This window comes from Paenibacillus sp. FSL L8-0708, from assembly GCF_038009325.1.
GTDB classification, from domain to species: Bacteria; Bacillota; Bacilli; order Paenibacillales; family Paenibacillaceae; genus Paenibacillus_AQ; species Paenibacillus_AQ odorifer.
Genome location: NZ_JBBPBC010000001.1, coordinates 3,855,792 through 3,879,784, shown reverse-complemented (window position 1 = coordinate 3,879,784; position 23,993 = coordinate 3,855,792). Strand labels below are relative to the sequence as shown.

Genomic DNA, 23,993 nt, shown 5'->3' with positions numbered 1-23,993 from the left:
TTTTATCGTTTACGATCCGCGACTGAAAGAGCATCACGGTTGTCTATTGCAAGGCTGTTACTTCCTCCTTGTACGTATCCAGCCACTCCTGCTTGACTTCACTCCAGTGCCCACGCTTCTCTAGTGCTGCTTGGAAATCGCTCCAATTCTTTTCGAATTGCCCCTCGTCTTTGGCCATTAAAAGCTTGGCTCGATATTCCTTGCGGATATTTTCGATCTCCGGTGAATATTTCTCCCATGCGCCGCCCTGTTTCATCTGGAATAGATCATAAGGCTCTGCCACGCGGATCGTTCCCATTTTGCCGATAGCCTCAGTGAACTTAATGGTCTTAGCAGCTCCGGCTTTTCCTGCATCCTCTGTGTTCCACCATGGGTACCATTCATTGCTGTAAGAGGCAGTCATGTAAAGCTCAGGGGTGACTTTAGCTTTTTGTGCGGTGTCTCCGGAATTGCGGCTCGTCTTGTAGGTTTCGTCTGTGAATTTCCATTTGCCCAACGGTTGATCAATCCAATCCCAGTATAATCCCGCCGGTCCTTCATTAATGACCTGCTGCTGCTCGGGTTTTGGTTGCAAGGTATAATCGAAGAATTTCAGAATAGCTTCCAGATTTTTAGTTTTTTCACTAACATAGACATCATAGCCTGGATTCGGATTGGTAACCTGATTAATTCCGACTTTCTCTACACCATCCACTTTAGGAAAAGGGATCGCTTCGTAAAACCACCCTGGCTCTGTTGGACCGTCCAATGTCTCCCAGGCTGAGGCAGGAATGTTCCAGAAGCTGCCGACATTGAAGGCAATACGACCTGATTTGTTCTTTTCTGTATACTGTTCTTTTTTGCTGGTGACGACCTCTGGATCGATCAACTTCTCCTGGTACATCTTGTTCATCCATTGATACGCTGCTTTATAATTGGGATCGTCGTAAGCGAATACAAAATCATCGCCGCGTTTGTCAACGCCATTACCTGCTGTAGTCACCCCGAATGCTGTCAAAATCGCGTTTTCATCGCTCCAGCCCAGATTATCACTAGTGTCCATTAGGAATGATAGAGGAATAAGCGATTTGCCGGAAGCATCCTTCTCTTCTGCAGCTTTCCGAAGGAAGGTCTCAACTCCTTCTAACGTTGCTAAGTCCTCTTTGGTCATACCTGTTTTCTCCAGCACATCACTTCTGACAATCCAGGCTTGAGATGCCCAGCCTGGCCACGGATCTTCCGGGTTTTGGTCAAACCAGGTAGGAATGGACCAGATATGACCCTCATTATCCTTCATAAGTTCCAGATACTGCTTTGGAATAGACGCCAGTCCTGGATATTTGTCAGGCATGTCGAAATACTGCTCTAGCGGCATAAGCTGTTTCGACCGGTTCATCGCGCTTTTGACCGTTTCGTTTCGGCTGAAGATAGCTGCATCTTCAAAGCCGCCTGTGTTTATCTTCAAATTAAGTGCAGTCATTGCGTCGCCTTGAGTGGTTTCCAGTTTCACATTTACTCCAGGCTCCTGTTCACGCCAATATTTCTGGACCAAACTATCATTATTGATGGTTGCCGTCCATCCAAGCCAGAGATTAAAGGAAGTCGAGCCACTGGCGGGCAGGTTACTTGACGTTTCATTGTCGCTTCCAGGCTTGTTCGCAGTATTCTCACCTGATCCGGAGCATCCGGCAATAGACATCAGTAAGGTTGCTGCAGCCAAAGCGGCTAGACCCGTTTTTTTGAATATCATTGATTTTTCCCCCTGTTCTATTATTGAAAATCAGCCTTTTACTGACCCTACAAGAACTCCTTTCACAAAATATTTCTGCAGGAACGGATACACGCACAGGATGGGGATTGCACTCACCATAACGACTGCCATCTTAATCGACATCAGTGTAATATTCTGCATTTGTGAGCTTCTCGCCAAAGCTTCCTGGTTGGTATTCGAGCCAAGGACAGCGGATAAATCCTGAGCAGCGAGCAATTGCTGCAGGAAGGTCTGCACCGGAATCAGGTTCTGCTTCGTGACGAAGAAAGCACCGGCAAACCAGTCATTCCAGTGTCCCACTGCGGTAAACAATCCAAGTGCGGCAAGCATAGGTTGAGAGAGTGGAATAATAATCTGAATCAGAGTACGAACAGGACCGGCTCCATCTAGTTCAGCGGATTCTACCAGAGCTTCAGGGATTCCCTGTATAAACTTCAGCATGACAAACATGTTCCAGACCGAGAACAGCCCGGGAAAAATATACACCCAGAACGTGTTGATAAGCCCAAGATTATTAAGCTGAATATAGAAAGGAACCAGTCCTCCACTGAATAGCATGGTTAAAAGAATATAGCCTAGAATCGTGCTTCTTAATGGAAGGCCGCGGTAGGACAAGCCAAAGGCCACCAGAAGTGTGACGATAAGTCCTGCGAATGTGCCAATGACTGTCCTAGCGATTGTAATTAGATAAGACTGGCGGATAATCTCATTTCCTAATACAATCTCATAATTAATTAATGTGAAATTTTTGGGCCATAGATACACGCCACCTTTGGCCGCACTTGCACCGTCATTCAGTGAGATGGCCAGCATGTATAGGAATGGATATAGTACAGACAAGCACAGACCTGCCAGTACTATGACGATGACGTATTGAGCTATTTTTTCACCTCTGCTGAGCTTCATATGCCATCACCATAATCCTTCACCATTTATTTTTCTGGATAACTGATTAGTCGAAACAACCAATATCAAGCTGATCACTGAGGATAACAACCCCACTGCGGTCGCCATTCCAAAATATCCCTGCTGCAATCCGTTGCGGATGATATACGTATCCAGTACATCCGCGACCCCTTGATTAGCAGAATTCATCAGCGGATAAATCTGATCCATCCCTACTGAAATCAGGCTTGGGATACTCAGAATTAGCACAATCGATATTGTCGGTAGAATACCCGGGAAGGTGATATGCCGAATCTGGGCTAGCTTTCCTGCACCCTCTACTTTGGCGGATTCATACAATTGCGGATCAATCGTTGTGATCGCAGCCAAATAGAGAATCGTGTTCCATCCGGTCTCTTTCCACAAGCCGCTTAATATAACCATGGGCCGGAACCACTCCGTGGAACCTAGAAAAAATACAGGATCACCGCCTGCTTTCTCGATGAACTGATTGACCAGCCCACCATCCAAAGTCAGAAAAGACTGCAGGATGTAAGCGACTACAATCCATGAGAAAAAATGAGGCAAATAGCTGACCGATTGCACGAATCGCTTAAATACAGGCCGGGTTACCTCGTTAATCACCAGTGCCAGTAGAATCGGTGCCGGGAATCCGAAGATGAACTTAAGCACAGATATATATAACGTATTTTTGACGACAGTTAAAAACTGGGGATCTTGCAGGAAAGAAAAGTTGTCTAATCCCACCCATGTGCTGTTCCAGATCGAGGTGCCAATCTGAAAGTCGCGGAAGGCGACCTGAATCCCTGCCATCGGAATATAGCTGAACAAAAATAGCAACAGCACTCCCGGAAGAATCATTAAATATTGCCATCGGTACTTGTAGAACTTAGCGTACAATTTACATCCCTCCTTGATATTTCTATCATAAGGTGCAGCGGGAACCCTGCCTATATAACAGTGATTGGTTATCTATTGCTCTGATTGGTTCTTTAAAGCGCTTACGTTGTTAGACAAGCTCCGCTCGCACGCAAATAAACGCAGCCTTAAACGGCTGCGTTACATTTTTTATGACGAAAGCTAATTATTCGATTCAAATTATTATTGTTAATGTACGGCTTTTTGCCCTACCGGTTGTGAAGCCTTGGAATAGCGGTTCTCTGGCAATGGAATACCGAGATTTCCACGCAGGGTGCTACTTTCGTATTCAGTGCGGAACAGGCCCCGCTCTTGAAGAATCGGCACTACCCGATCGACGAATTCCTCCAGTCCATTAGGAACAGCAGCTGCGATCATAAATCCGTCTGCTCCTCCACCCTCAAACCAGGTTTGAATCTGATCAGCCACTTGCTCAGGTGTGCCAATAAAGCTGCTGCGCGGGGTAGCGGATTGTAAGGCGACCTGTCTTAGTGTTAAGCCTCTCTCCTTCGCGTCCTTTTTGATTTTATCCGTGCCGCTCTGAAAACTATTACGCCCCAACTCGCCAAGCTCAGGGAACGGTTCATCCAGCGGATATTGCGAGAAATCATGATGCTCGAAGAATCTGCCCAAATAGTTCAGTGCATTCTCAATCGTCACGAGACCAGCAACCTCCTGATATTTACGCTCTGCTTCCTCTGATGTGTCGCCAATGATTGGTGCAATACCAGGAAAGATCAGCACCTCATTCGGATCCCGGCCAAATGAAGCTACCCGTGTCTTAACATCGCTATAGAATGCCTGGGCATCTTCTAGCGTTTCGTGGCCAGTGAAGATAGCATCCGCTTCCTTTGAGGCGTAATTTTTACCAACTTCTGAGGAACCTGCCTGAAACACGACTGGCTGCCCCTGCTTCGAACGAGCAATATTGAGCGGTCCTTTCACGGAGAAGAACTCTCCTTGATGGTCCAGGGTATGCATTTTTTGCGGATCAAAGAATACACCTGTTTCTTTATCTCGAACAAACGCATCATCCTCCCAGGAATCCCATAATCCGCGTGTCACCTGCAAATATTCGGTAGCAATACGGTAACGCTTGCCATGGTCAGGATGCTCTGTTTTGCTGTAATTCGAGGCAGAGCCTTCCAGCGGTGAAGTCACCACATTCCAGCCGGCCCGGCCACCGCTGATTACATCCAGTGAGCCGAATTGACGCGCGACGGTAAACGGTTCACTGTAGGAGGTGGAAAGGGTACCAACCAGACCGATGTTGGTGCTGACGGCGGCGAGTGCGCTAAGAATGGTCAGCGGTTCAAATCGGTTAAGGAAATGCGGAATGGACTTTTCATTAATGTACAAACCGTCTGCGATGAAGATCAGATCCAGCTTGCCTTCTTCTGCCTTCTGTACCCACGCTTTGTATAATTCAAAGTTTACACTTGCATCCGGCTTAGCATCAGGATGGCGCCACATCGACGTGCTGCCTCCTACTCCATGCAGCAGTGCGCCTAGCTTCAGTTGTTTTGGTTTGGTCATGTTCATTCCTCCTAAAAGTTTTGTGAGCATACGATTCCCAGGTTTTACTTCATGCAAAACTAACTATGAAAGTATTCATTGCACGAACGATGCATTGGCTGCGCCCTGCTTGATTCGCTCAATCTGGCCAAGATGTCTCTCTACATGTGCGGTGAAGCTATGGACGATATCGGAAATTTTAACGTTTTCCCCCTTGAAGTTAACCCCGCTTTTCTCCCAATCCTCTGCGCTGAGTCGTTCAAACAATAGACTGTTATAATAAAGCAGGCTGCGGAACAACTCCAGACTATCGGAAGCACTACCACTATTGGCGTACTGGCCGCTGACCCAAGTGTCCTGATTGAAGACTGGCAGCTGCGCAGTTGTAGCAGCGAGAATATCACGGATACGGAACGAAACCACAATGCTGTGATCAGCTAGATGGGCTAACACCTCAGTAATACTCCAACTCGTTGGTGCTGCCTTCCATTTCAGCTGTTCCTCTGATAACCCTGCGGTTGCATGCACCAGTTGGTTGTGCGTACTTAAAAAATTGCTAATTTGAACTTTGCTCATTAAATCCCCTCCAAAATTAGGCCTGCTTGCGAATGATCAGGTGTAAAACGTGATAACGCAAAAGGTTGAATGTTGTGGTTGGTAGCTCCACTTGTCGCCAAATCAGCAAGTATTTCACCTACAACACTAGAAAATTTAAAACCATGCCCTGAGAACCCTCCGGCTACCAGCACATTGGAGTGGAGCGGATGGCGGTCAATAATGAAATCTTCATCAGGTGTATGCTCATATTTGCATACAGATCCTTTAAGTAATCGGCCAGCTGCACCCGGCATGTAAGTCTCCAGTACTCTTCGGAGGTCTTGCTCATCGCTGGTTTCACTGCCAAAGGGAGCAAGTAGTGTGCCTGGTTTCCATTCCAGCCCCGTATCGTGCCGGCCGATCTTCAGACCGGCTCCAGCAATGCTGGGAAAGCCATAATAGCCACCTTCCTCAGCTCCTAGCGTGAAGCCAGGGAAGTTACCGGCTGCAAAAGCAGGTGAGCTCTCAAACCAGCCCACAACTTTGCGGATCGCCTTGATTGGCAAATGCACAAAAGGCGCTAACGCACCAAACCAGGCTCCAGCACTAAGGATAGCTGACGCTCCGTGATAATCGCCGTTTGTTGTATAAACTGTTACACTGCTTTCGCGGGCGGTGATGTTTACTACCGAAGTGTTCGTCAACAGTTCCGCACCCTGTCCAAGGGCAAGCTGGCGGTAGGCGGAGATACAGCGCTCGCTGTACAAATACCCGGCATCTGGTTCATACATTGCTGCGAATGTTTCCGGAATGTTCAATCCCGGCCAGCGCCGCCGGATCTCTCCGGCATCCAGATGCTGGACCTGCACCTTCCGTTTCTTTGCTTCCGCGAGACGACCGCTGAAGGAATACACTGCACTATCTGCGAGATTCAAAACGCCCGAGCGGACAAGCAGTTCTATTCCGCTCAACTGCTCAGCTTCTTTCCATAAACGATCTGCCCGCAGAGCCAAATCAATGTAGGCGGGATCACCACTGTAAGCATGCCGGATCAGCCGCGTTTCCCCGTGATGGCTTCCCTGTGTATGTGGAGGATCAAAGGCATCAATTAGCAGCGTCTTCACTCCGCGCTTCGCAAGATAGTAACCGGCACTCATGCCCATCGAGCCTGCGCCGACGATAATTACATCGTAACTGTTATGTTCAGCTATAATTCTGCACCTCCATCGGGACTGTACTGCACTAGGGATCGTACAGCTACATCCGCAAGGAAACGTGCTGCCACAGGGAGTGCACGTTCATCCAGATTGAAGGCCGGATGATGCCATTCCTGGCTTCCTTCAGTACCTACAAAAACGAACAGTCCGGGTACCACGCGCTGATAGAATGCGAAATCCTCTCCAGCCAGAGAAAGCTCTGGCTGAATCGCTCGGTAGCCAAGAGCTTCGACCGATTCAACTCCAAGCGCTGCTAGGGAGGGATCGTTGATAACCGGAGGTGGCCCTTCTATCCAGCGAACGGTAGCTTCTGCTCCAAGAGCCGCTGCTACACCGACCGCCACTTCTTGAAACCGCTCCAGCACTTTGCTGCGCAACGTTTCATCAAAGGTGCGGATCGTCCCTTCAAGCACCGCTTTTTCGGGGATAATGTTCCATGAATTGCCGCTGTGAATCTGCGTCACACTGACCACCGCACTCTGCAGAGGACTGACATTGCGACTTACAATGGACTGGAATGCCGTCACAATATGCGAAGCCGCTACAATCGGGTCTATGCCAGCTTCCGGAACGGCAGCATGAGAACTACCACCCTGCACTTCAATCACAAACCCGTCAGCTGCTGCCATTAAAGGACCACCCTTAATACCGATGGTTCCGACTGGCAGGTCTGGCTTGTTATGCAGCCCGATCACTGCCCGGACGTCTACTAGTGCCCCGCTAGCAATGATTCGCTGTGCACCCTGCGCCTTCTCCTCCGCTGGTTGGAATAACAGGCGCACCGTTCCCTGTAATTGCTGCTCTCGCTGTTTCAATTGATAGGCGGCACCAATCAAGGCAGCCGTATGGAAATCATGCCCGCAGGCATGCATTTTGCCGGGATATAATGAAGCGAAGGATACTCCGCTTTCCTCCTGGATTGGCAAGGCATCAATATCTGCGCGCAGTGCGATGACCGAACCGGGCTTTTTGCCGCCAATCTCTACGATCACGCCGGTAGACAGACCGTATTCTACGATCCTGACTCCTGCCCGCTCCAGCAGGGAAATAATATATTCTGTTGTGCCATATTCTTCATTGGACAGTTCCGGGTGCCGATGCAGATGACGGCGTATCCCGATTAATTCTTCTTCAAGCGCTTCCGCACTCAACTCTTTAGCTTTACTTGTCATATACAGTCACCCTCCTTTACACGATTTCCTGTGTGATACCGAGCCCGCTTTATGCCTCTGCCGCCACTTCAGCGATTGCTTCACTCAGTAGCTCAAAGGATCGGAGCCGTTTATCAAAAGGCTGTACATTCGTCGTTATGATGAACTCCTCGACACCGGATGCCTCTGAAAGTTTCAACAACTGTTCGCGGACAGATGATTTAGTTCCTTTGGTAATCTCTGGTTCCAGCTCTTCAATCGTGTAGGCTTCATTGCTCTGGCGGGCAAATTCTTCCGCCTGTTCCAAGGTCCCTACTGTCAGCTTCTTCCCGCTCGCCAGTTGAATCCGGATCAGCTTATGCGCACCTGCCAGTTCTTTCGCTCCCTCTTCAGTCTCAGCCACCACTAACGCTAAAGCGATAATGGCTTGCGGTTGTCTGCCCTGTGAAGAAGCGAAACCGCTGCGGTAAGCACGAATGGCATCCAGCGCTACCGCCTTATCGCTGTTAATAAACAGGGAGAATACGTACGGTAACCCCAGTTCAGCGGCAATTTCCGCGCTGCTTACACTCGCGCCAAGGACATACAACTCAGGAGGAATACCAGGAAGGGGACCTGCCTTCAACCCTGCCAGCGGATGGTTTTCTTCGAGGTGGTTATGTACATATTTTTCCAGCTCGATGATTTTATCCGTCAGGTCTGGGGTTTCAGCTTTTCCCTGCTGTAGTGCCTGTGTGCTACGTGGGAGTCCACCGGGAGCACGTCCCACACCGAGATCCACTCGTCCAGGAGCCAGTGTGGACAGCACATTGAAGTTCTCCGCTACCTTATATGGGCTGTAATGCTGGAGCATGATGCCACCGGAGCCAATGCGGATTCGCTCTGTTTTAGCCAGAAGATGTGAGATAAGTACTTCCGGGGAAGAGCCGGCTACCTGCTCGGAGTCATGATGCTCCGAAACCCAGAACCGGTGGAATCCAAGCTCTTCGGACAATTGTGCCAGCTTGATCGTATGCTGGAATGCTTCCTCCGGCGTTTCTCCCGGATAGATCGGACTTTGATCAAGTACGCTGATTGTAATAGCCATTATTTTTCCTCCTATATGGAATAGTTAAATTCAGGTGTGATCCGCTTCAGGAACTGCTTCGTTCTTTCTTCGCGCGGATGGTTAAACAGCTCTGCCGGAGTCCCTTCTTCAACAATGACGCCTCCGTCCATAAAAACCACATGATTCGCCACATCGCGAGCAAAGCCCATTTCATGAGTCACCACAATCATTGTGATGCCTTCCTTGGCAATTTTACGGATGACGGCCAGCACCTCACCCACTAACTCTGGGTCCAACGCCGATGTGGGTTCGTCGAACAATATAACCTCCGGCTCGAGCGCCAAGGCACGGGCAATGCCAACCCGCTGCTGCTGGCCTCCGGACAGCTGACTTGGATAGGCGTCCAGCTTGCTGCCAAGACCAACCTTTTCAAGCAGGGCAATACTCCGATTTTTCGCTTCGTCCTTCGGAAGCTTTTTGACAATCAGCAGTCCCTCCATCACGTTCTCCAGCGCGGTTTTATGGCGGAATAAATTGTACTGCTGGAACACCATTGCCGTTTTTTGCCGGAGCAGATGAATCTCCTTTTTGCGGGGATGTTTGCAGTTCACTTTGAAATCGCCGATGGCGATCTCTCCGCTGCTTGGCTTCTCCAGATAATTTACACAGCGTAAAAGTGTCGTTTTTCCTGAGCCGCTGGGACCGAGAATGACGACAACTTCACCCTTCGTCACCGTTAAATCTATATTATTGAGCACCTGATTCCGACCAAATGACTTCGAAATTTGCGCAAGCTTGATCATGCTACTCCACCTCGATTGTACAGATTAATTCTTTTTTCAATCAGCGACGTCACGCGTTCGATTAGGAACGTAAGTCCCCAGAAAATCAGTGCTGCCGCCAGATAAGCCTCAAAAAACTTCCAGTTCGTTGAAGCTACAATTTGCGCCTTAGCATTGATATCCACCACCGAAACGGTAAAAGCAAGGGTAGATCCATGCAGCATACCAATTACCGAATTTGACAGATTAGGCAGACTCGCCGCCAGCGCCTGAGGAAAAACAATCCGCCGCAGTGCCTGGGGCGTGGTCATTCCGATAGAATGGGCCGCTTCCAGCTGACCGCGATCCACAGCAAGCAGACCGGAACGGACAACCTCGGACATATAGGCTCCCGCTGTAATCGAGAACGAAATATAGGCAAAACCGATCATCGGAATGGCTACCGACCTGAAGCTCCAGCCGAACTGCACTGCCAGACCATCGATTAACACGGGAAGTCCAAAATAGATAAGCAAAAGATGCGTCAGCATGGGTGTCCCGCGGATGAACGTAACATAACCGACAGCCAGCGGATACAGCAGCGGAATTCTGTATATCCGGATCAACGCTACAGCCACACCAATCACAAATCCAATGAGTACTGAGACAGCAGTAATAGATAAGGTCACAGGAATTGCACTTAAAATTTGCACCAGAGCAGTCCAGATAAAAGATGGGTCCAGCTTCATAATCCGCTACCTCCTTTACCCGGTCCAAGTTCAGCAATGATGCGGCGGTAGGACCAGCTTTTGTTGATTTTGAACGTTTTTTTCTCCGGTGTATTCCGTTTCTCATGCCGCAGCAGCCGGCGTTCTGCTATAAGCAGCAGTTTCTCGATTGTAAAGCTGATGACCAGATAGATTAGCGCAAGCGCGATATACGTTTCAATAAAGTGCTGAGTTAAGCTGCCTAGCGTCTGTGCTTTACCTGACATTTCCATCACCCCAAGAGTAAAGGCCAATGACGTATCTTTCAGTAGAGCAATCACCAGATTGGAGAATACCGGAACTGCGATTCCGAGCGCCTGCGGCAGCACGATTCGCGTAAAGGCTTGAAACCCCGTCATCCCTGTAGCATAAGCAGCCTCTACCTGCCCCTTATCCACCGCCATTACAGAAGCCCGGATCATTTCGGACATGTATGCCCCCGTATGCAGCCCGTAAGTAAGAATCACAAAAACAAGCACCGGAGTCCGGGTCATATCGACATGAACCAGCTTCATAATTTCGGGCAGACCATAATAAAACAAGAAGAGCTGGATAAGAATCGGAGTTCCCCGAAAAAAAGAAATATAGATTTCGGAGATGGTTTTTAACACAGGCACTTTATAAAGTCTTGGCAGAGCTACGAGAAAGCCGACAAGAATTCCTGTCAGTAGAGAACAGGCGACAATCAGAAGCGTGGTGCTTAAAGTCCCTAGTAACTTAGGCAAAAACGAAAATACAAAGCTGATATCAAACTGTGCGCCCATATATTCCCCCCCCTTCCCGTGCTCACCGGCTCAATCATTTCACCGAATCCGCTGTAACATCCGCACCCAACCATTCCGTACTAAGCTTGCCTAGTGTGCCGTCTGTCTTCAGCTCTTTAATCGCACTGTCAATCGCATCTGACAGATTTTGTGAATCGGCATCATCCTTACGGAAAACATAGAGAATGTCCGCGGAGGATAGCTCGTCGCCCGTTGCTTTTAGCTGACTCTGCGGATCAATGATCGGCAGGACAAAATCTGCAGCCAGCGTAGCGTCCACACGCCCAGTACTAATCTGTGCGACGGTATCATTCGCTGCACCATTCTGATACACGATATCAATCGCATTGTCATTCTCTTTATTGTAGTTCTCGAGTATTTGTGCTTGTGCACTCGTTGCACCTACAAGCACCTTTTTCCCTTTGAGGTCATCAAGCGATTGGATTGAATTATTATCCTTTGCCACTACAATGCGGTTTCTCCAGTGGGCATAGGCTTCTTTGTTAAAAGAGTATTTCAGCTCCCGTTCCGGATTTTTCTCCATGACATGGGCGACCAAATCGATTTTTTTGGTTTCCAGGCTCAGCAGCAGATTGCTGAAATCCATGGTTTGAAATTCGAATTCATATTCTGGCAGCTGCTTATCGATTTCTTTGAGCAGTTCCACATCAAATCCGGTGAGTTTGCCGTTCTCATCTATGAAGCAGACTTTCGGAAAAGCAGTACCCGTGCCCACAATGATCTTAGTTACCTTTGCCGAATCCTTTGCCGGTGCCGCAGCTTCTGCTGCATTTCCATTCTGATTGCTGCTAGCGCTGTTACTGTTGTTTCCGCAGCCGGCAATCGCCAGTGTCAATACCGATGCAAATACTAGTAAAATGGACTTTTTCATTGTTTTATCCCCTTTGTATGAACTGTGGTTTGTCTGTAAGTGTTTTTTTCATCAGATACATAATGCCGTCACCGTTCTGCTGATCCAGTTCTAAAAACCGTTCGTACCCCCGGCGTTCATACATTTGAACCAACCACGGATGTTTCTTCGCCGTTGCCAGCGTGACTGCAGCCGAACCTAACTGACCAGCAATAATGTTCTCTTCCACCCAATCCAAAAGTTTTCCACCATAACCTCTGTTACTGTAATCTGGATGGGCAGCAAACCATTTGATAAAAGGCAATGGGCTAATCTTCTTAATCTCTTCTTCTTTTGAATGGGTTATGGTCGCAACTATCGTTCTGTCAACTTCAAGCACATAACACTCATTCGTAGCTATATTGTCTTCAATAAGCGCCAAGTCGGCTGTGGCCGCCGGCCAATGCAGTCCGAGTTCACGAATCAGCTGATAGGCACGATATGTAACATCTAGCAATTGCTCCGCATCCTTCAGTTCTGCCAGCCTGTATACCTCACTCATCACATGCCCTCCAGCCTTTCGAAAATTAACTTTATAATCCCTATCGAAATAGTCGTGATTATATGCAATTAACTTTATCACTGCATGTGTCCATGCGCTAATAGAGTTTTTTAATACATCTATACAATTAGTCGATCTCCCACTTTACCAATCCCCAGTTCTAGCAGGGTTTTGATGAATTCTGCGTTCTCTCCATTTAGCGAAATCAGGCTGGTTCGTAAGGAGATGCCTTCCGTCTCCGCAATATCCACCCGGATCAGCGACCCAACCGCCACTTCCTCCTGCACACTGAGGGCGGGAAGGAAACAGATGCCTGCTTTTTTCAATACCAGCTTTTTGGCTGTCTCCAGGTTATCTACCTGATATTCAATCTTCGGTGGCTGTTCCATACTCTCAAATACACGATGCAGCCGCATCCAATCCAAAGATCCGCATTCAAAAAAAACCAACGTCTCCTGGCGGATATCCTCCAGTGAAGCCCGCTGTGCTTCAGCAAAGCGGTGTCCCTCATGTACATACAGTGAGATGGGGTCCTCGCAGAATGGAAAGGTTTGAATTGCCGGATTTACGACCTTACGGATAAAAGCCAAATCAAGCTCCTTCGATTTTAACTTTTCAGTCAATACTTCCGTAGAAGCTGTCATCAGCTTGATTGTGATATGAGGATATCTGCGCTTTAAATGAAGCATCAGATGGGGCATTAAATAATTGGAAACCGAGACCGTACTGCCGATTCTCAGTTCATTTGGAATGTGCCCCTTAGCCTGAACCTGATATTTTCCGTTCTGATAAATCTGGAGAATCTGCTGGGCATAGGGTAGAAACTGTTTACCTTTATCCGTCAGGTTAATCTGCTTCCCCAACCGATCAAACACTTTGCAATCCAGTTCCCTTTCTAGCGATTGAATCCGGGCCGTTACTGTCGGCTGTGAGATATATAGGACTTCGGCCGCTTTATTGAAGCTTCCATAATGATTGATGTAGACAAAGGCCTCAATATTTTCAATGTTCATCCCTAATCCCCCTATGCTTTTATTAATTTTACTATTCCGATGAAAAAACAATGAATTATAGCGATGCTTTCCTATAGATTTTGTTTATATCTTAGTCATCACCCTATTTTTTGTCAACAATTAATTCCATGTAAATCAATCGGATTTTGAATCAAACGTTATGTTTATTTCATATAGAACTTTTCTATTCCTATATCAGAATTATAAAACACCTCTTATTCCACTGGGAATTATCATATATAATAATTTCATTCGAATGAACATTACATTTGTCTGAAAGGGGATAGCGAAAACATGTCACAAAAGATCATTATCCATGAAGCTGAGAATAAAGATCGTAATGCTATCGCCGAAGTGCTGTTAGATGCATACCACCAATATTCGGAGATCATGCCTGAGCCGTTGTGGCTGGAGTATCGGAAATCGCTTCTTGATTCCGTTCATGGTGATACCCCGCTCGTACGGATCATCGCTGAAATCGACAAGAAAATCGTTGGTAGCGCACTCTTGTTCAGCTCCTCGGAAACGGCTTACGGGAAACCGGAGCTAGGGATTCACTCCCCTATCCTACGTCTGCTAGCCGTATCTCCATCCGCTCGTGGTCTTGGCGTTGCAACCCTTCTGATTCGCGATGCTGCACGGAGATCACTACAGTTGGGTGCCACCACCTTGAACCTGCACACCTCGGAAATGATGTCTTCAGCCATCAAACTGTACCAGCGCTTAGGCTTTAATCGTGCGTATGAGACCGATCTTATGAACGGTGACACTCTAGTACAAGGCTTCCGGCTAGACCTGCTGTCCTCCGTCCGTTCTACAGCGGGACAAATATAGAATTCGAGAATTCTTAAATATTTGTCTTTTAAATATAAAAAGAAGCCTCGGAAAGCTTCCCCAATGATCTTGTGTGATCGTTACGGTGAACTCCCGAGGCTTATTTATTTTTCTTTTTTATAAGTGATTTCTTTAAAACTCACAGTGATTTCCCCCGTATTATCGGCATCGCCCATTCGAAGATCTGTAGTAACGGTAGCACTGGAAGGGATGGACGAAAAGCTTGCCCCCTTCTGCTTCTTTTTTACATCATAGAGATAATAAGAAACATCCTTAACATTAAGCCCTACATTATCCTTGTGTATAAGTTCTACAGTATAGGATTTTATCACGGCTACATTAGCGTCCATCCACCCCACAACTTCAATAGCTGTATCTTCATGGTTGCCTTCAGTCTTAATGGAGCCGATGGAAAGACCATCCTGATTATAAAAATTAATTTTTTGTGCAGCTATTTTCAGATAATCGATATCGATGTCAAGAATTCGGTTTTCGTTGACTTCTGCTGTATCCATCCAGGCAATCGTGCCCGCCGGGTTCCACTTTATTTTCTCAGAAGGTACATATTGCTCTTGTGGTAACGGTACAGTACGAAGAGAAACTCCTTTATTATCGTAAAAGGTTAATTCGCCGCTCTCATCATCATGTACAAATCTTTTAAAAGTTGGTGAGAGGAACAGGGATGGCGCCCCGGTCGTCGAATGTGGGATTACGCGATATTTCAGAAGATGGACATCGTCCTTTCCTGTTTTCAGATCAAAGATCCATACATTGCCGAGATAACTCTGCATAAACAATTTTTGCTCATCAGCTTTCCATTGAAATTTATAAATGTAATCATAATCATCAGAAAGCGGCCAGAAGTTTTCCCGAAGTCGTTCAATCTTTCCTGTAAGAACATTATATGAGGACAAATGATATTGCCCAGCTTTTTTCGTCACATCCGATTCCAGAAATAATAGATGATCCTCATCCAGCGGGATTAGCATATTATAGTTGCTCATAAAAGCATTATTCCATAGATTATTGGAATCGTTGAGCTCATCGCTCCATTTCACCTTTACCTCATCCGTAGCAGGATCATGGGCTAATACAGCGTTGACAGCATTATGGTCGCCATAGAAAAGATGAATGGTATGATAAGAGATCCCTTGCAGTTCAACTACTGCTCCACCGTTTAACAGATAGTTATTTTCGGATAGGTCAATCGGTTTGGCCACCAGATCTCCAATAGAGTTCCGTTCTGTATTAAACTCCAAACCATTAAATTTTGCTTCCGAGAACAGAATCTTTTTTAACTCGGCAGTTGATTCCTTAGTAAGTGTGTAGCCTGTATCCGTTTCGTTCACATTCATTAACATGCCCTGCTCGCTTGTCTCGTTAATCCATAAATGAAAGGCATATTTATTATTATCTGAATAGCCTGTATCCGTTTCGTTCACATTCATTAACATGCCCTGCTCGCTTGTCTCGTTAATCCATAAATGAAAGGCATATTTATTATTATCTGAAATTAGAACGATATCGTAGTTAGGCGTTGCGGTATTTAAATTCCCTGGTATTTGTTCAGCGGTACGGATGGCTCGGACGAAAATATCTATGGTTTCATGATCTGTGTATTCATCCTTTATGTTAGCATTCACTGAACCATGTGCTAGAGCGTTTGCTAATGTGATTCGCTTGATGGTCTCATCTATCTTTAGATTATCGGATTCTACATGCTGATCATTTGATTGAAATAAGGTAAGCAAAGCAGCCTTATCCGTTTCAGATAACTTGTAATGCCCATTTACTCCTGATTTGGTGAAAAGACCATTATTATTGCCCATAATCCAGAATGAGAATTTTTCGTTTTCTTTATTCTTCAATTCAACAATAGCCTCATAATCAGGTGCTGCAATATCAAGCTTCGCGTTGTCATACTCAGCAGTATGTATAGCTTTATTGAAACGTTCTATTAGCTTTTGGTCCGTTATGGTTATTAATCCGCCGCTATCATTATGGATTGTAATGGAGTCCACAGAACTCAGATCGATTAGCGTTTGATTCCCTTTATCTTTATTCCCTGTATTGACACATCCAACAAAGATCATTGAAATAACTGCTAAAAGGGCTAGTAGATTTAACTTTTTCATACAGGCTCCCCCTTCTTATTCTCTCTTCTTTGACGCCGGATAGAGGATAAAGTTGCAAAAAATGAGATTTTACACCTATTTAAAAAGATCGAATTAAACCAAATCTAGCCTGTAACCATTGGATCTGATTCTTGGCCTGAACAAAAGTACAGTGTTTGTAGCGATAAAAAAAGCCACCGCACAGGCCTGTTCTCCTGTAAGGCAGCTTCTTCTTTATCTCAATATATCTTTTACAGCACCCGTCAGTACACCAATAACTTCTTGCTCGGAGGCCAGCGGAGAGTCTCCTTCTACTGTGTGGGCTAGCATTCCGGCCGCGGCCGCAAAGGCTACAGTATGCTGAGGATCAAAACCTTCCAGCTCACCATGAATTATACCACTGGCATAAGCATCTCCAGCCCCGACTCTATCAAGCACCGGAAAACTTAAGGTCTCGGAATATGCGAAGCGACCGGATTTGAAGATATAACCGCGCAATGAATGGCGGTTATCATCATGAATGGACCGATGCGTTCCTGCTACCGTACTTAGACTGTAGCGTGAAGCTACTGTGGGAATCAGCTCCTGAAGTTGTTCTTCTCTTGAAGTTCCTTCGGGCTTCATACCAAGGATTAGCATTGCGTCTTTTTCATTCATCAGCACGATGTCGGCCAAATGCAGCATGTCTTCGTAATGGGAGCGTGCCAGCTCATAGCCTCTCTCCCCCCAGAGCGATGGGCGGTAATTGCAGTCAAAAATGACTAGGCCACCGTGTTGCTTAACCGTTTCCGCATATGTTTTCATCGCTTTTCGCACATCATCGTTCATTGCCAGTGTTATCCCGCAGAAATGAACAGTATCCGCGAGGTCTGCCAGCTCTGCGAATGGATAAGTACCCGGAGGAGCAGTATTGAAGCTGCTCTCCGGGCGACCGGAATAAGTCACTCGGGAGGGGCGAGCCCCGAATCCGTTTTCAAGAAAGTACATCCCTATACTTGAGCCCCCGCGTTGGATATGCTCCGGCTGGATGCCCAGTCGCCGAAGATAGGCTGTTGCTGCGTCACCAATAGGATTCGCAGGCAGTCTGGACACCAAAGTCCCCCGATGTCCGTATCGGGACAATGCGGACAGTACATTGACTCCGGTGCCGGAGAACGAATACTTCAGCAGGTTACCCTGAGATAACAGTTCAAAGCCCGGTACCTGTAGCCGCATCATTATTTCACCAAAAGCGGCGATATGTTTAGGCATATTGATCCGCCAGCTTTTTCATCGTCCGATACAGCTGTTGTATGTCCGCCACTCTCGTTCTTCCGCTCTGCGGATCGATGATCGATGTATAGACATGGGGAATTACCTGCGGCACTCCCGCTTCCAATATAATAGACAAGATCTCTTCAAAGTTGTCCAGATCGATACCGCCGGTCGGCTCCAGCGCAAAACCCTCTTCTGCACAGGCTTTGGCCACAGCGATTAGCTCCGCTTTACGGCTCAGCCCCTGCATCGGAAAATACTTTAAAGCATTTCCACCCATATCCCGAACCAATGCAATCGCTGCATTTACGGGAATTACAGCGGGTACAGATTGTGCCGCACTGGCCGGGCCGGTGGAGATATTCACAAAACCAGGTTGTCCCGTTGGTGCGATCATGCTGTTAATCCAACTATCTTTCGCTCCAAGGTTGGCACGGGTCGCACCAACTGCCGGGAACACCTGATTAATGTGGCTGCCAGCATAGGATTTGACAATCTCTGCAACAACAGCAGCTTGCCGATTATCACCCGCACCTAGTCCTATTGATACCGCACCGTCAATTTCCCGCCCATACGCCTCCATCGCCTGCACGGCTTCCTCTACCGTTGCATAGTCTTTGGACAATACACCGACCAGTACATAACCTTCGGCAGCAGCAAACACCTCTTTGGCATTTTCTATATCCTTAGCCAATACGTTTAAGGCCACCCGACCTTTATAGAACCGCTTGTTAATTTCAGACATTGCTTGCCCCTCCTGTCAATTCCCTTATCCTCGCTGTAATCATTTCTATGTCATCACCCATTAGCGGACGCGGGTCAATATCAAAATAACCTTGCCTTACCCCATAGTCTCTAGTGTAAATAGCTACTTCACCTTGTTGAAGCTGCTGGGACAGCTCAAGTGCTGTTATTGCGCACTGATTCGGGTCCACATGGATGCGTCCACGGTAAATCGCCCGGCCTGCTTCATCCTGCACGATAGTTACCCGAATTCCGGGAAGCCCGTCGAGCGGCATCAGCAATTGGAGCGTAGCTTTTTCCTTTTCGCTTGTATCCTGTTTGTGAGCATATTCATCCAACGCTTGCATCAGGCCGAAGGATGTTTCCTTACCAACCTTCATGCTGCGTCCAATGCCGTGAAGCTGCACTTTCAGCCATTCAATATAAAGACGTTTTCCCGCCACAAGTCCGGATGTTGGACCTTCTATGGCTTTGGAGCCACTATAAATGACCAGATCGGATATTTGCACGTATTTCTGCAGATCCTCTTCCGCTGCAGCATCTACAATAAGCGGCACGTTATGAGTTTGGGCCACAGCCCAAGCTTCCTCTACAGAGATCATATTCTTTTGAACAGCATGATGAGATTTGACATACAAGATAGCCGCAGTCTGATCCGAGATCGCAGCAGCCAAATGCTCCGCCCGTCCTTCATTGGCATAACCTGCTTCCACCACTTTACCGCCGCCGAGATAAACCATGGTTTCCACTGGTGCACCGTATTGTACGTTATGACCTTTTAGCATCACAATTTCATTTCTAACAATGCTATCCTGATGGAGCCGTAGACTTGTACGAATATTACCGCGGGTTACCAGCGCCGCCACGGATAAAGCAATTCCACTGGAAGCCGAGTTCACGATCACCGCTGCTTCAGAACTTGTATGACGTGCAACATAATCCCCCGCTTTATCCATCAAATCGGCGATTTCCACATAACTCTGTCCGCCTTGACGCATAGCTTCCATCACCGTATCGGTCGGTGCCGATACCCCGAGGATGCTCATCCGGCCGCTTGCATTAATAACTCTTTTCAGGCCGTATTTCGCATTCCATGTATTTGTCACCTATGATCACTCCTATTGCTTGAATGGTTTGCTGCGCTACCCGGCTTTCCCCCTCAGAATCTACCAGCTCAATCTTCTCATCCGTCACACGAAAAAGGGTCAGATTCGCCTTGTTGTTGATCCGAATCTCCCCAAGTTCCGGGCGTCCCAGCCACTGAGCTGCTCTACTCGTCACCCGTGCAATTGTATCTTCAAGGGAATATCCCAGTGCAAGGAATTTGTTCAACAGATTCGCCATGGAGTAGACGGGACCATTCATACGGTTGCCTCTGTATATGTCTGTGCTGATCGTATCCGGATCAATACCGTTTTGTTTGGCCGCCTCGGCCACAGCGAACGAGAAGCTAGCCGTACCATGTCCCACATCCAAGTGAACTCCACGCTCAATAGCATCTCTCAGCACCTGGAGCGGTAGATTCTCCTTATCGAACAAATTGTTGCTTTTGCCATTTAGATAATGGGTTATCACGTCGTTGCGTTGAAGTAGCGGTAAAACCTCACGGATATCCGGCGGTGCGGAGCCTATATGTACCATCAGTGGCAGCCCGGTCTTTTCCGAAAGCTCCAGTGCATGTTGAAGCGGTTGAATGCCATTGTCACCCACTACGCTTTTGCTGATTCTGGCCTTCAAGCCTACGATAAATTCAGGATAAGCAACTACCGCCTGAAGCACCTTTTCATGATCAATCCACTCTAATTGGGACAACTCGTCAATTCGCATCAGGCCAATCTTTGAAATGTTAAGAAAAGCAAGCAGTTGCGTTGCTGACTTTTTCCCCGCCTCTGCCAGCCCACCAATACGCTCCGCTCCGCAGCTACCTGCGTCCACGAGCGTAGTCACACCACATTTGATTCCGATTTCATCGATCTCGTCTCCATACGGATTCAATTCTGCAAACGCATGTACATGCAAGTCTACCCAGCCGCTAGAGACATGCGCCCCATTGGCTTCCACGACCTTGAAACCATGGTCTTCGGCGGTGCCACCGGGAACAATCTGGACTACGTTGCCATCAGCTATGACAATGTCCACTTCCGCTCCATTCAGGACTTTCGCCCGGCGGAGGAGCAAACGTTCTGCTGTCATCGTCACACCTTCTTTCCAAATTCAGAACATTACCGTCCTAGGTCTTTCCCGCACACTCTATAACACAAACAGTCCCAATGGATGTAGGATCTTTTTTCACAGGGACTGTTTGGATGAACTATTTATTCTTTATCACTACCGTGTTCAGACCCGAAAACCCTTTAAAAAATTCACAGCCTGGCGGATATCTTCCTCCGGATTAGTGCCAACTTCCCGTTCTATGGTCAGGAATCCTGTATAACCGATGTCGTTCAGTGCTTGCAGATAGTTGTTCCAATCAACAGAACCCGCTCCGAGCGGAACTTCACGGAATGCCGAGCCGGTCTCGGCCATTTCAGCGATTTTCTCATGGTCTAATGCTGGTGCTTCATAACCATATTGACCGTAAACATCGCGTGGATCGATATCGGCAAGCTTGAGACCATCTTTAGCATGGGTGTGTACAATGTAGTCTTTTAGAGTATGAACACCTTGCACCGGATCATCACCAGTCACCATGACCATATTGGCCGGATCAAAATTAACGGAAACCCCTCTGGAACCCAGACCGTCGAGGAACGTCTTCAGACGTGCTGCGGGTTCTGGCCCAGTCTCAATCGCAAAATAAGAATTCATCTCATGTGCATATCTGCTAAGTTCCTCACACGCAATGTGCATGGTTTCATAGATTTTACTGGCTGGATTAGAGGGAACAATACCGATATGTGTAGTTACGATATCTGTACCTAGCTCCTTGGCCAGCTCCATAATGCGCTTGGACTTTTCAATTTTGGCACGGTTCTGGGCAGGGTCCTGAAAGCCATGTCCGCCTAAATCTCCAACGAGGGCAGAGATTTCTAAACCCAGCGATGCAATGTAATCCTTCCATTCACGGCGTGCTGACTGAGAGAGAGTAGCGGGATCAAATTCGCCTTGTACCGCATAAATCTGAACTCCATCTGCCCCAGCTTCTTTTGCCTTGCGCAATCCCTCTTTCACTCCAACCTGAAAGCTGTCTACGATAACACCGATTTTATTAGTAATAATTGGTTTAACCATGGCATAATCCTCCAGTATAATGAATTAGATTTGGTTCCAAACCCGCTTGATATATTCCAGCCCCAGTCTTGTTCCCTTACGGCACTCTTCCATTCCCTCAAATTCTACAGAGATATATCCATCGTAACCGCTTTCCTTAACGATTCGAATTACACTCGGCATATCGATGTCTCCTTGACCAACGATGGCACCTCTCAACCAGTTTCCACCGGAGGATTGGAACCAACCTTCGCCAGGCTGGCGGTCTTGCGGACGAATATAGAAATCTTTGAAATGCACCATTGAAGCAAGCTTGATGTTGTTAGGTACAGCTATTAGCGGGTTCTCATCTGCGCACAGGAAGTTCCCAATGTCGAGTGTTGTACGGAAGTTGTCTCTACCCACCGCATGAACCAGCGCCTGTACACGATCGCTGTGCTGAATAAAGTATCCATGATTCTCCACACTGGTCGTAATGCCTAAACCTGCGGCATAATCGGCAATTTCTCGGCAGGCTTCAGCCAAACGTGGAAGCTCTTCCAAAAAATGCTTGATGGATAGATCGTTTGAGGAGGCTACATCATGCCGCATCCGCTGAATGCCTAATGCCGCGCACACGTCTACTTCCCGCTTTACCCGCTCGACTTCCCGCTGCATTTCCGCTGTCTCCAGCCCGGCAAAGTTCGCCCCGATAGCATAATTGGATAACTCTAGTCCACGACCCGCTGCTGTTCGTACAATCTGATCTATTAGCTCAGGATTTTCAACCAGATTAATACCTAAGGGTACAATCTCCGCATGTTCTGCGCCCAGATCGGCGATCGTCTCAATGACACCTTCAAGCGTGAGCTCACCCGTCGAAAAAGCTGAATGCAGACTGTAAGTGCTGATTCCTAACTTCATAGTTTCACCTCTTCACCTTTGGCTGCGGATTCATAGATCGCGCCGAGTATCTTCATAATTGTAACGCCGTCTTGCACAGGACTAATCGGTGTAGAGCCGGTACTGATGTTGCTCGCAAAATGATTAATTTCATTCTGGAATGCACTGTTGAACTCAAACCCCTTATTATCGGTCTGCGGATAGGTATTGACGATCGTATCCGCCTGTTCTTTAACAAGGACTATCTCAGGATCAATTTCAAAACCACCCTTGTCACCGTACAGGCGTACTGAACGCTCGTCTTCTTTGGCATGCAGTGTAAAGCTGACATCGACCATCAGCGAAGCTCCATTCTCAAAGCGAATCAGTGCATTTGCTAAATCTTCCACCGTATTGTTCGCTGCGTCGTAATCGGCGGCTTTATAGAATGAGAGATTCTTAATATTAGAACGATTGCCGAGCTTCCGGTAGGTGTTAGCACTTACCGATACTGGATTCGGACGGCCCATCAAATACCAGCATAGATCAATCACATGGACACCAATATCGATCAGCGGTCCGCCGCCGGAGCGTTCAATATCACTGAACCAGCCGCCGGGATTGCCTAGTCTCCGGAACGTCGTTGCTTTTGCATAATAGATTTCGCCGAATTCTCCTTGTTCCACCAACGTCTGAAGGAGCTGGGCATTGGAGTCATAACGTCGTACAAAGCCTACTTGCAAAATCTTGCCGCTCTTTTCCACTGCTTGCTGTACCTGAAGCGCTTCTTCAACCGTACGGCAAAGCGGCTTTTCCACAAGCACATGCTTGCCTGCCTCAAGCGCCGCGATGCTGATCTCGGCATGAGAGTTGTTCCATGTGCAGATGCTTACTGCATCTATTTCGGAATTGGCCAGTAATTCACGGTAATCCGTGTATACTTTCTCGACGTTATATTCTGTAGCCACTTCGCGTGCACGTTCTTCATTCAGATCACATACCGCATATATGGTTGTCTGCGGATTATTCCGATAAGCACTTAAGTGCATGCCGGAGATAGAGCCCGTTCCTATTACGCCAATTTTGATCTTATCCATTAACACTCGCTCCTTTATTTTGCATAGGTTATGATTCGTATTATAATGATTTCAACCCTAAACACCATGCAGAGCCTTGCGGTTTCATTTGTACAATTGTGCTATAGGAGGTGCAGTCTA

General features: G+C 47.3%; 23 protein-coding genes. 1 reads left to right on the top strand and 22 read right to left on the bottom strand.

Annotation, left to right across the window (positions count from 1 at the left end):
* Window positions 1–43: 43 nt before the first annotated feature.
* The 14 genes from NYE58_RS18490 to NYE58_RS18425 form a co-directional block, all read right to left on the bottom strand.
* Entirely contained in the window at window positions 44–1,729 is a 1,686-nt protein-coding gene (locus NYE58_RS18490) for a hypothetical protein (RefSeq protein ID WP_076276554.1), read from the bottom strand.
* 30 nt (window positions 1,730–1,759) lie between these two features.
* Window positions 1,760–2,656 (bottom strand): carbohydrate ABC transporter permease, encoded by an 897-nt coding sequence (locus NYE58_RS18485; RefSeq protein ID WP_036677267.1) that lies wholly within the window; start codon window positions 2,654–2,656, stop codon window positions 1,760–1,762.
* 6 nt (window positions 2,657–2,662) lie between these two features.
* Window positions 2,663–3,556 carry an ABC transporter permease gene (locus NYE58_RS18480; protein ID WP_081383282.1) on the bottom strand — a complete coding sequence of 298 codons (894 nt, stop codon included), beginning with the start codon at window positions 3,554–3,556 and terminating at the stop codon, window positions 2,663–2,665.
* A gap of 207 nt (window positions 3,557–3,763) precedes the next feature.
* Window positions 3,764–5,110, bottom strand: a complete 1,347-nt coding sequence (locus NYE58_RS18475; RefSeq protein ID WP_076125544.1) for an LLM class flavin-dependent oxidoreductase — start codon at window positions 5,108–5,110, stop codon at window positions 3,764–3,766.
* A gap of 75 nt (window positions 5,111–5,185) precedes the next feature.
* Entirely contained in the window at window positions 5,186–5,665 is a 480-nt protein-coding gene (locus NYE58_RS18470) for a DinB family protein (RefSeq protein WP_076190340.1), read from the bottom strand.
* Window positions 5,665–6,837, bottom strand: coding sequence for an N-methyl-L-tryptophan oxidase (gene solA, locus NYE58_RS18465; protein WP_341004277.1), 1,173 nt, complete (start codon window positions 6,835–6,837; stop codon window positions 5,665–5,667). Before solA ends, NYE58_RS18470 begins: the two co-directional genes overlap by 1 nt.
* Complete coding sequence (locus tag NYE58_RS18460) at window positions 6,834–8,015, bottom strand: amidohydrolase (RefSeq protein WP_076276552.1); 1,182 nt, start codon at window positions 8,013–8,015, stop codon at window positions 6,834–6,836. The genes solA and NYE58_RS18460 overlap by 4 nt, the downstream gene beginning before the upstream one ends.
* A 49-nt stretch (window positions 8,016–8,064) precedes the next feature.
* Window positions 8,065–9,081 (bottom strand): LLM class flavin-dependent oxidoreductase, encoded by a 1,017-nt coding sequence (locus NYE58_RS18455; protein WP_341002588.1) that lies wholly within the window; start codon window positions 9,079–9,081, stop codon window positions 8,065–8,067.
* 11 nt (window positions 9,082–9,092) lie between these two features.
* On the bottom strand, window positions 9,093–9,845 hold the full coding sequence (locus tag NYE58_RS18450; protein WP_076125552.1) for an amino acid ABC transporter ATP-binding protein: 753 nt from the start codon (window positions 9,843–9,845) through the stop codon (window positions 9,093–9,095).
* Window positions 9,842–10,552 carry an amino acid ABC transporter permease gene (locus NYE58_RS18445; RefSeq protein WP_076125553.1) on the bottom strand — a complete coding sequence of 237 codons (711 nt, stop codon included), beginning with the start codon at window positions 10,550–10,552 and terminating at the stop codon, window positions 9,842–9,844. Before NYE58_RS18445 ends, NYE58_RS18450 begins: the two co-directional genes overlap by 4 nt.
* The gene (locus NYE58_RS18440; protein WP_076218974.1) at window positions 10,549–11,334 is read right to left on the bottom strand and encodes an amino acid ABC transporter permease; all 786 of its coding nucleotides are present in this window, start codon (window positions 11,332–11,334) and stop codon (window positions 10,549–10,551) included. The genes NYE58_RS18445 and NYE58_RS18440 overlap by 4 nt, the downstream gene beginning before the upstream one ends.
* 34 nt (window positions 11,335–11,368) lie before the next feature.
* Window positions 11,369–12,226, bottom strand: coding sequence for a transporter substrate-binding domain-containing protein (locus tag NYE58_RS18435; RefSeq protein WP_076218975.1), 858 nt, complete (start codon window positions 12,224–12,226; stop codon window positions 11,369–11,371).
* Window positions 12,227–12,230: 4 nt separating this feature from the next.
* Window positions 12,231–12,746, bottom strand: coding sequence for a GNAT family N-acetyltransferase (locus tag NYE58_RS18430; protein WP_076218976.1), 516 nt, complete (start codon window positions 12,744–12,746; stop codon window positions 12,231–12,233).
* A gap of 119 nt (window positions 12,747–12,865) precedes the next feature.
* The gene (locus tag NYE58_RS18425; RefSeq protein WP_076276550.1) at window positions 12,866–13,759 is read right to left on the bottom strand and encodes a LysR family transcriptional regulator; all 894 of its coding nucleotides are present in this window, start codon (window positions 13,757–13,759) and stop codon (window positions 12,866–12,868) included.
* Window positions 13,760–14,053: 294 nt separating this feature from the next.
* On the opposite strand from NYE58_RS18425, the gene NYE58_RS18420 reads away from it, so the two are divergent.
* Window positions 14,054–14,593, top strand: coding sequence for a GNAT family N-acetyltransferase (locus NYE58_RS18420; RefSeq protein ID WP_076276549.1), 540 nt, complete (start codon window positions 14,054–14,056; stop codon window positions 14,591–14,593).
* A 104-nt stretch (window positions 14,594–14,697) separates the two neighbouring features.
* Here NYE58_RS18420 and NYE58_RS18415 read toward each other — a convergent pair whose 3' ends face one another.
* The 8 genes from NYE58_RS18415 to NYE58_RS18380 all read right to left on the bottom strand — a co-directional run bounded on the left by NYE58_RS18415 (window position 14,698) and on the right by NYE58_RS18380 (window position 23,873).
* The gene (locus NYE58_RS18415) at window positions 14,698–16,728 is read right to left on the bottom strand and encodes a hypothetical protein (protein WP_341002587.1); all 2,031 of its coding nucleotides are present in this window, start codon (window positions 16,726–16,728) and stop codon (window positions 14,698–14,700) included.
* A 213-nt stretch (window positions 16,729–16,941) separates the two neighbouring features.
* Entirely contained in the window at window positions 16,942–17,958 is a 1,017-nt protein-coding gene (locus NYE58_RS18410) for a sugar kinase (protein ID WP_341002585.1), read from the bottom strand.
* Window positions 17,951–18,706 (bottom strand): 2-dehydro-3-deoxy-phosphogluconate aldolase, encoded by a 756-nt coding sequence (gene dagF, locus NYE58_RS18405; RefSeq protein WP_076184626.1) that lies wholly within the window; start codon window positions 18,704–18,706, stop codon window positions 17,951–17,953. Before dagF ends, NYE58_RS18410 begins: the two co-directional genes overlap by 8 nt.
* Window positions 18,699–19,751, bottom strand: a complete 1,053-nt coding sequence (locus NYE58_RS18400; RefSeq protein WP_445671788.1) for a DgaE family pyridoxal phosphate-dependent ammonia lyase — start codon at window positions 19,749–19,751, stop codon at window positions 18,699–18,701. The genes dagF and NYE58_RS18400 overlap by 8 nt, the downstream gene beginning before the upstream one ends.
* Window positions 19,752–19,764: 13 nt before the next feature.
* Window positions 19,765–20,898: an amidohydrolase/deacetylase family metallohydrolase gene (locus tag NYE58_RS18395; RefSeq protein ID WP_341002583.1), complete on the bottom strand. Its 1,134-nt coding sequence runs from the start codon at window positions 20,896–20,898 to the stop codon at window positions 19,765–19,767.
* Between the two features lie 144 nt (window positions 20,899–21,042).
* On the bottom strand, window positions 21,043–21,936 hold the full coding sequence (locus NYE58_RS18390; RefSeq protein WP_036677301.1) for a sugar phosphate isomerase/epimerase family protein: 894 nt from the start codon (window positions 21,934–21,936) through the stop codon (window positions 21,043–21,045).
* Between the two features lie 24 nt (window positions 21,937–21,960).
* Window positions 21,961–22,818: a sugar phosphate isomerase/epimerase family protein gene (locus NYE58_RS18385; protein WP_076218098.1), complete on the bottom strand. Its 858-nt coding sequence runs from the start codon at window positions 22,816–22,818 to the stop codon at window positions 21,961–21,963.
* Window positions 22,815–23,873 (bottom strand): Gfo/Idh/MocA family protein, encoded by a 1,059-nt coding sequence (locus NYE58_RS18380; protein WP_076276545.1) that lies wholly within the window; start codon window positions 23,871–23,873, stop codon window positions 22,815–22,817. The genes NYE58_RS18385 and NYE58_RS18380 overlap by 4 nt, the downstream gene beginning before the upstream one ends.
* Window positions 23,874–23,993: the final 120 nt, after the last annotated feature.

What these genes read in the sequence shown, in the direction of transcription:
- NYE58_RS18490 (WP_076276554.1), bottom strand. Translation starts at nt 1,729, where the DNA reads ATGATATTCAAAAAAACGGGTCTAGCCGCTTTGGCTGCAGCAACCTTA.
- NYE58_RS18485 (WP_036677267.1), bottom strand. Translation starts at nt 2,656, where the DNA reads ATGAAGCTCAGCAGAGGTGAAAAAATAGCTCAATACGTCATCGTCATA.
- NYE58_RS18475 (WP_076125544.1), bottom strand. Translation starts at nt 5,110, where the DNA reads ATGACCAAACCAAAACAACTGAAGCTAGGCGCACTGCTGCATGGAGTA.
- NYE58_RS18470 (WP_076190340.1), bottom strand. Translation starts at nt 5,665, where the DNA reads ATGAGCAAAGTTCAAATTAGCAATTTTTTAAGTACGCACAACCAACTG.
- NYE58_RS18460 (WP_076276552.1), bottom strand. Translation starts at nt 8,015, where the DNA reads ATGACAAGTAAAGCTAAAGAGTTGAGTGCGGAAGCGCTTGAAGAAGAA.
- NYE58_RS18455 (WP_341002588.1), bottom strand. Translation starts at nt 9,081, where the DNA reads ATGGCTATTACAATCAGCGTACTTGATCAAAGTCCGATCTATCCGGGA.
- NYE58_RS18450 (WP_076125552.1), bottom strand. Translation starts at nt 9,845, where the DNA reads ATGATCAAGCTTGCGCAAATTTCGAAGTCATTTGGTCGGAATCAGGTG.
- NYE58_RS18445 (WP_076125553.1), bottom strand. Translation starts at nt 10,552, where the DNA reads ATGAAGCTGGACCCATCTTTTATCTGGACTGCTCTGGTGCAAATTTTA.
- NYE58_RS18440 (WP_076218974.1), bottom strand. Translation starts at nt 11,334, where the DNA reads ATGGGCGCACAGTTTGATATCAGCTTTGTATTTTCGTTTTTGCCTAAG.
- NYE58_RS18435 (WP_076218975.1), bottom strand. Translation starts at nt 12,226, where the DNA reads ATGAAAAAGTCCATTTTACTAGTATTTGCATCGGTATTGACACTGGCG.
- NYE58_RS18430 (WP_076218976.1), bottom strand. Translation starts at nt 12,746, where the DNA reads ATGAGTGAGGTATACAGGCTGGCAGAACTGAAGGATGCGGAGCAATTG.
- NYE58_RS18425 (WP_076276550.1), bottom strand. Translation starts at nt 13,759, where the DNA reads ATGAACATTGAAAATATTGAGGCCTTTGTCTACATCAATCATTATGGA.
- NYE58_RS18420 (WP_076276549.1), top strand. Translation starts at nt 14,054, where the DNA reads ATGTCACAAAAGATCATTATCCATGAAGCTGAGAATAAAGATCGTAAT.
- NYE58_RS18415 (WP_341002587.1), bottom strand. Translation starts at nt 16,728, where the DNA reads ATGAAAAAGTTAAATCTACTAGCCCTTTTAGCAGTTATTTCAATGATC.
- NYE58_RS18410 (WP_341002585.1), bottom strand. Translation starts at nt 17,958, where the DNA reads ATGCCTAAACATATCGCCGCTTTTGGTGAAATAATGATGCGGCTACAG.
- dagF (WP_076184626.1), bottom strand. Translation starts at nt 18,706, where the DNA reads ATGTCTGAAATTAACAAGCGGTTCTATAAAGGTCGGGTGGCCTTAAAC.
- NYE58_RS18400 (WP_445671788.1), bottom strand. Translation starts at nt 19,751, where the DNA reads ATGAGCATCCTCGGGGTATCGGCACCGACCGATACGGTGATGGAAGCT.
- NYE58_RS18395 (WP_341002583.1), bottom strand. Translation starts at nt 20,898, where the DNA reads ATGACAGCAGAACGTTTGCTCCTCCGCCGGGCGAAAGTCCTGAATGGA.
- NYE58_RS18390 (WP_036677301.1), bottom strand. Translation starts at nt 21,936, where the DNA reads ATGGTTAAACCAATTATTACTAATAAAATCGGTGTTATCGTAGACAGC.
- NYE58_RS18385 (WP_076218098.1), bottom strand. Translation starts at nt 22,818, where the DNA reads ATGAAGTTAGGAATCAGCACTTACAGTCTGCATTCAGCTTTTTCGACG.
- NYE58_RS18380 (WP_076276545.1), bottom strand. Translation starts at nt 23,873, where the DNA reads ATGGATAAGATCAAAATTGGCGTAATAGGAACGGGCTCTATCTCCGGC.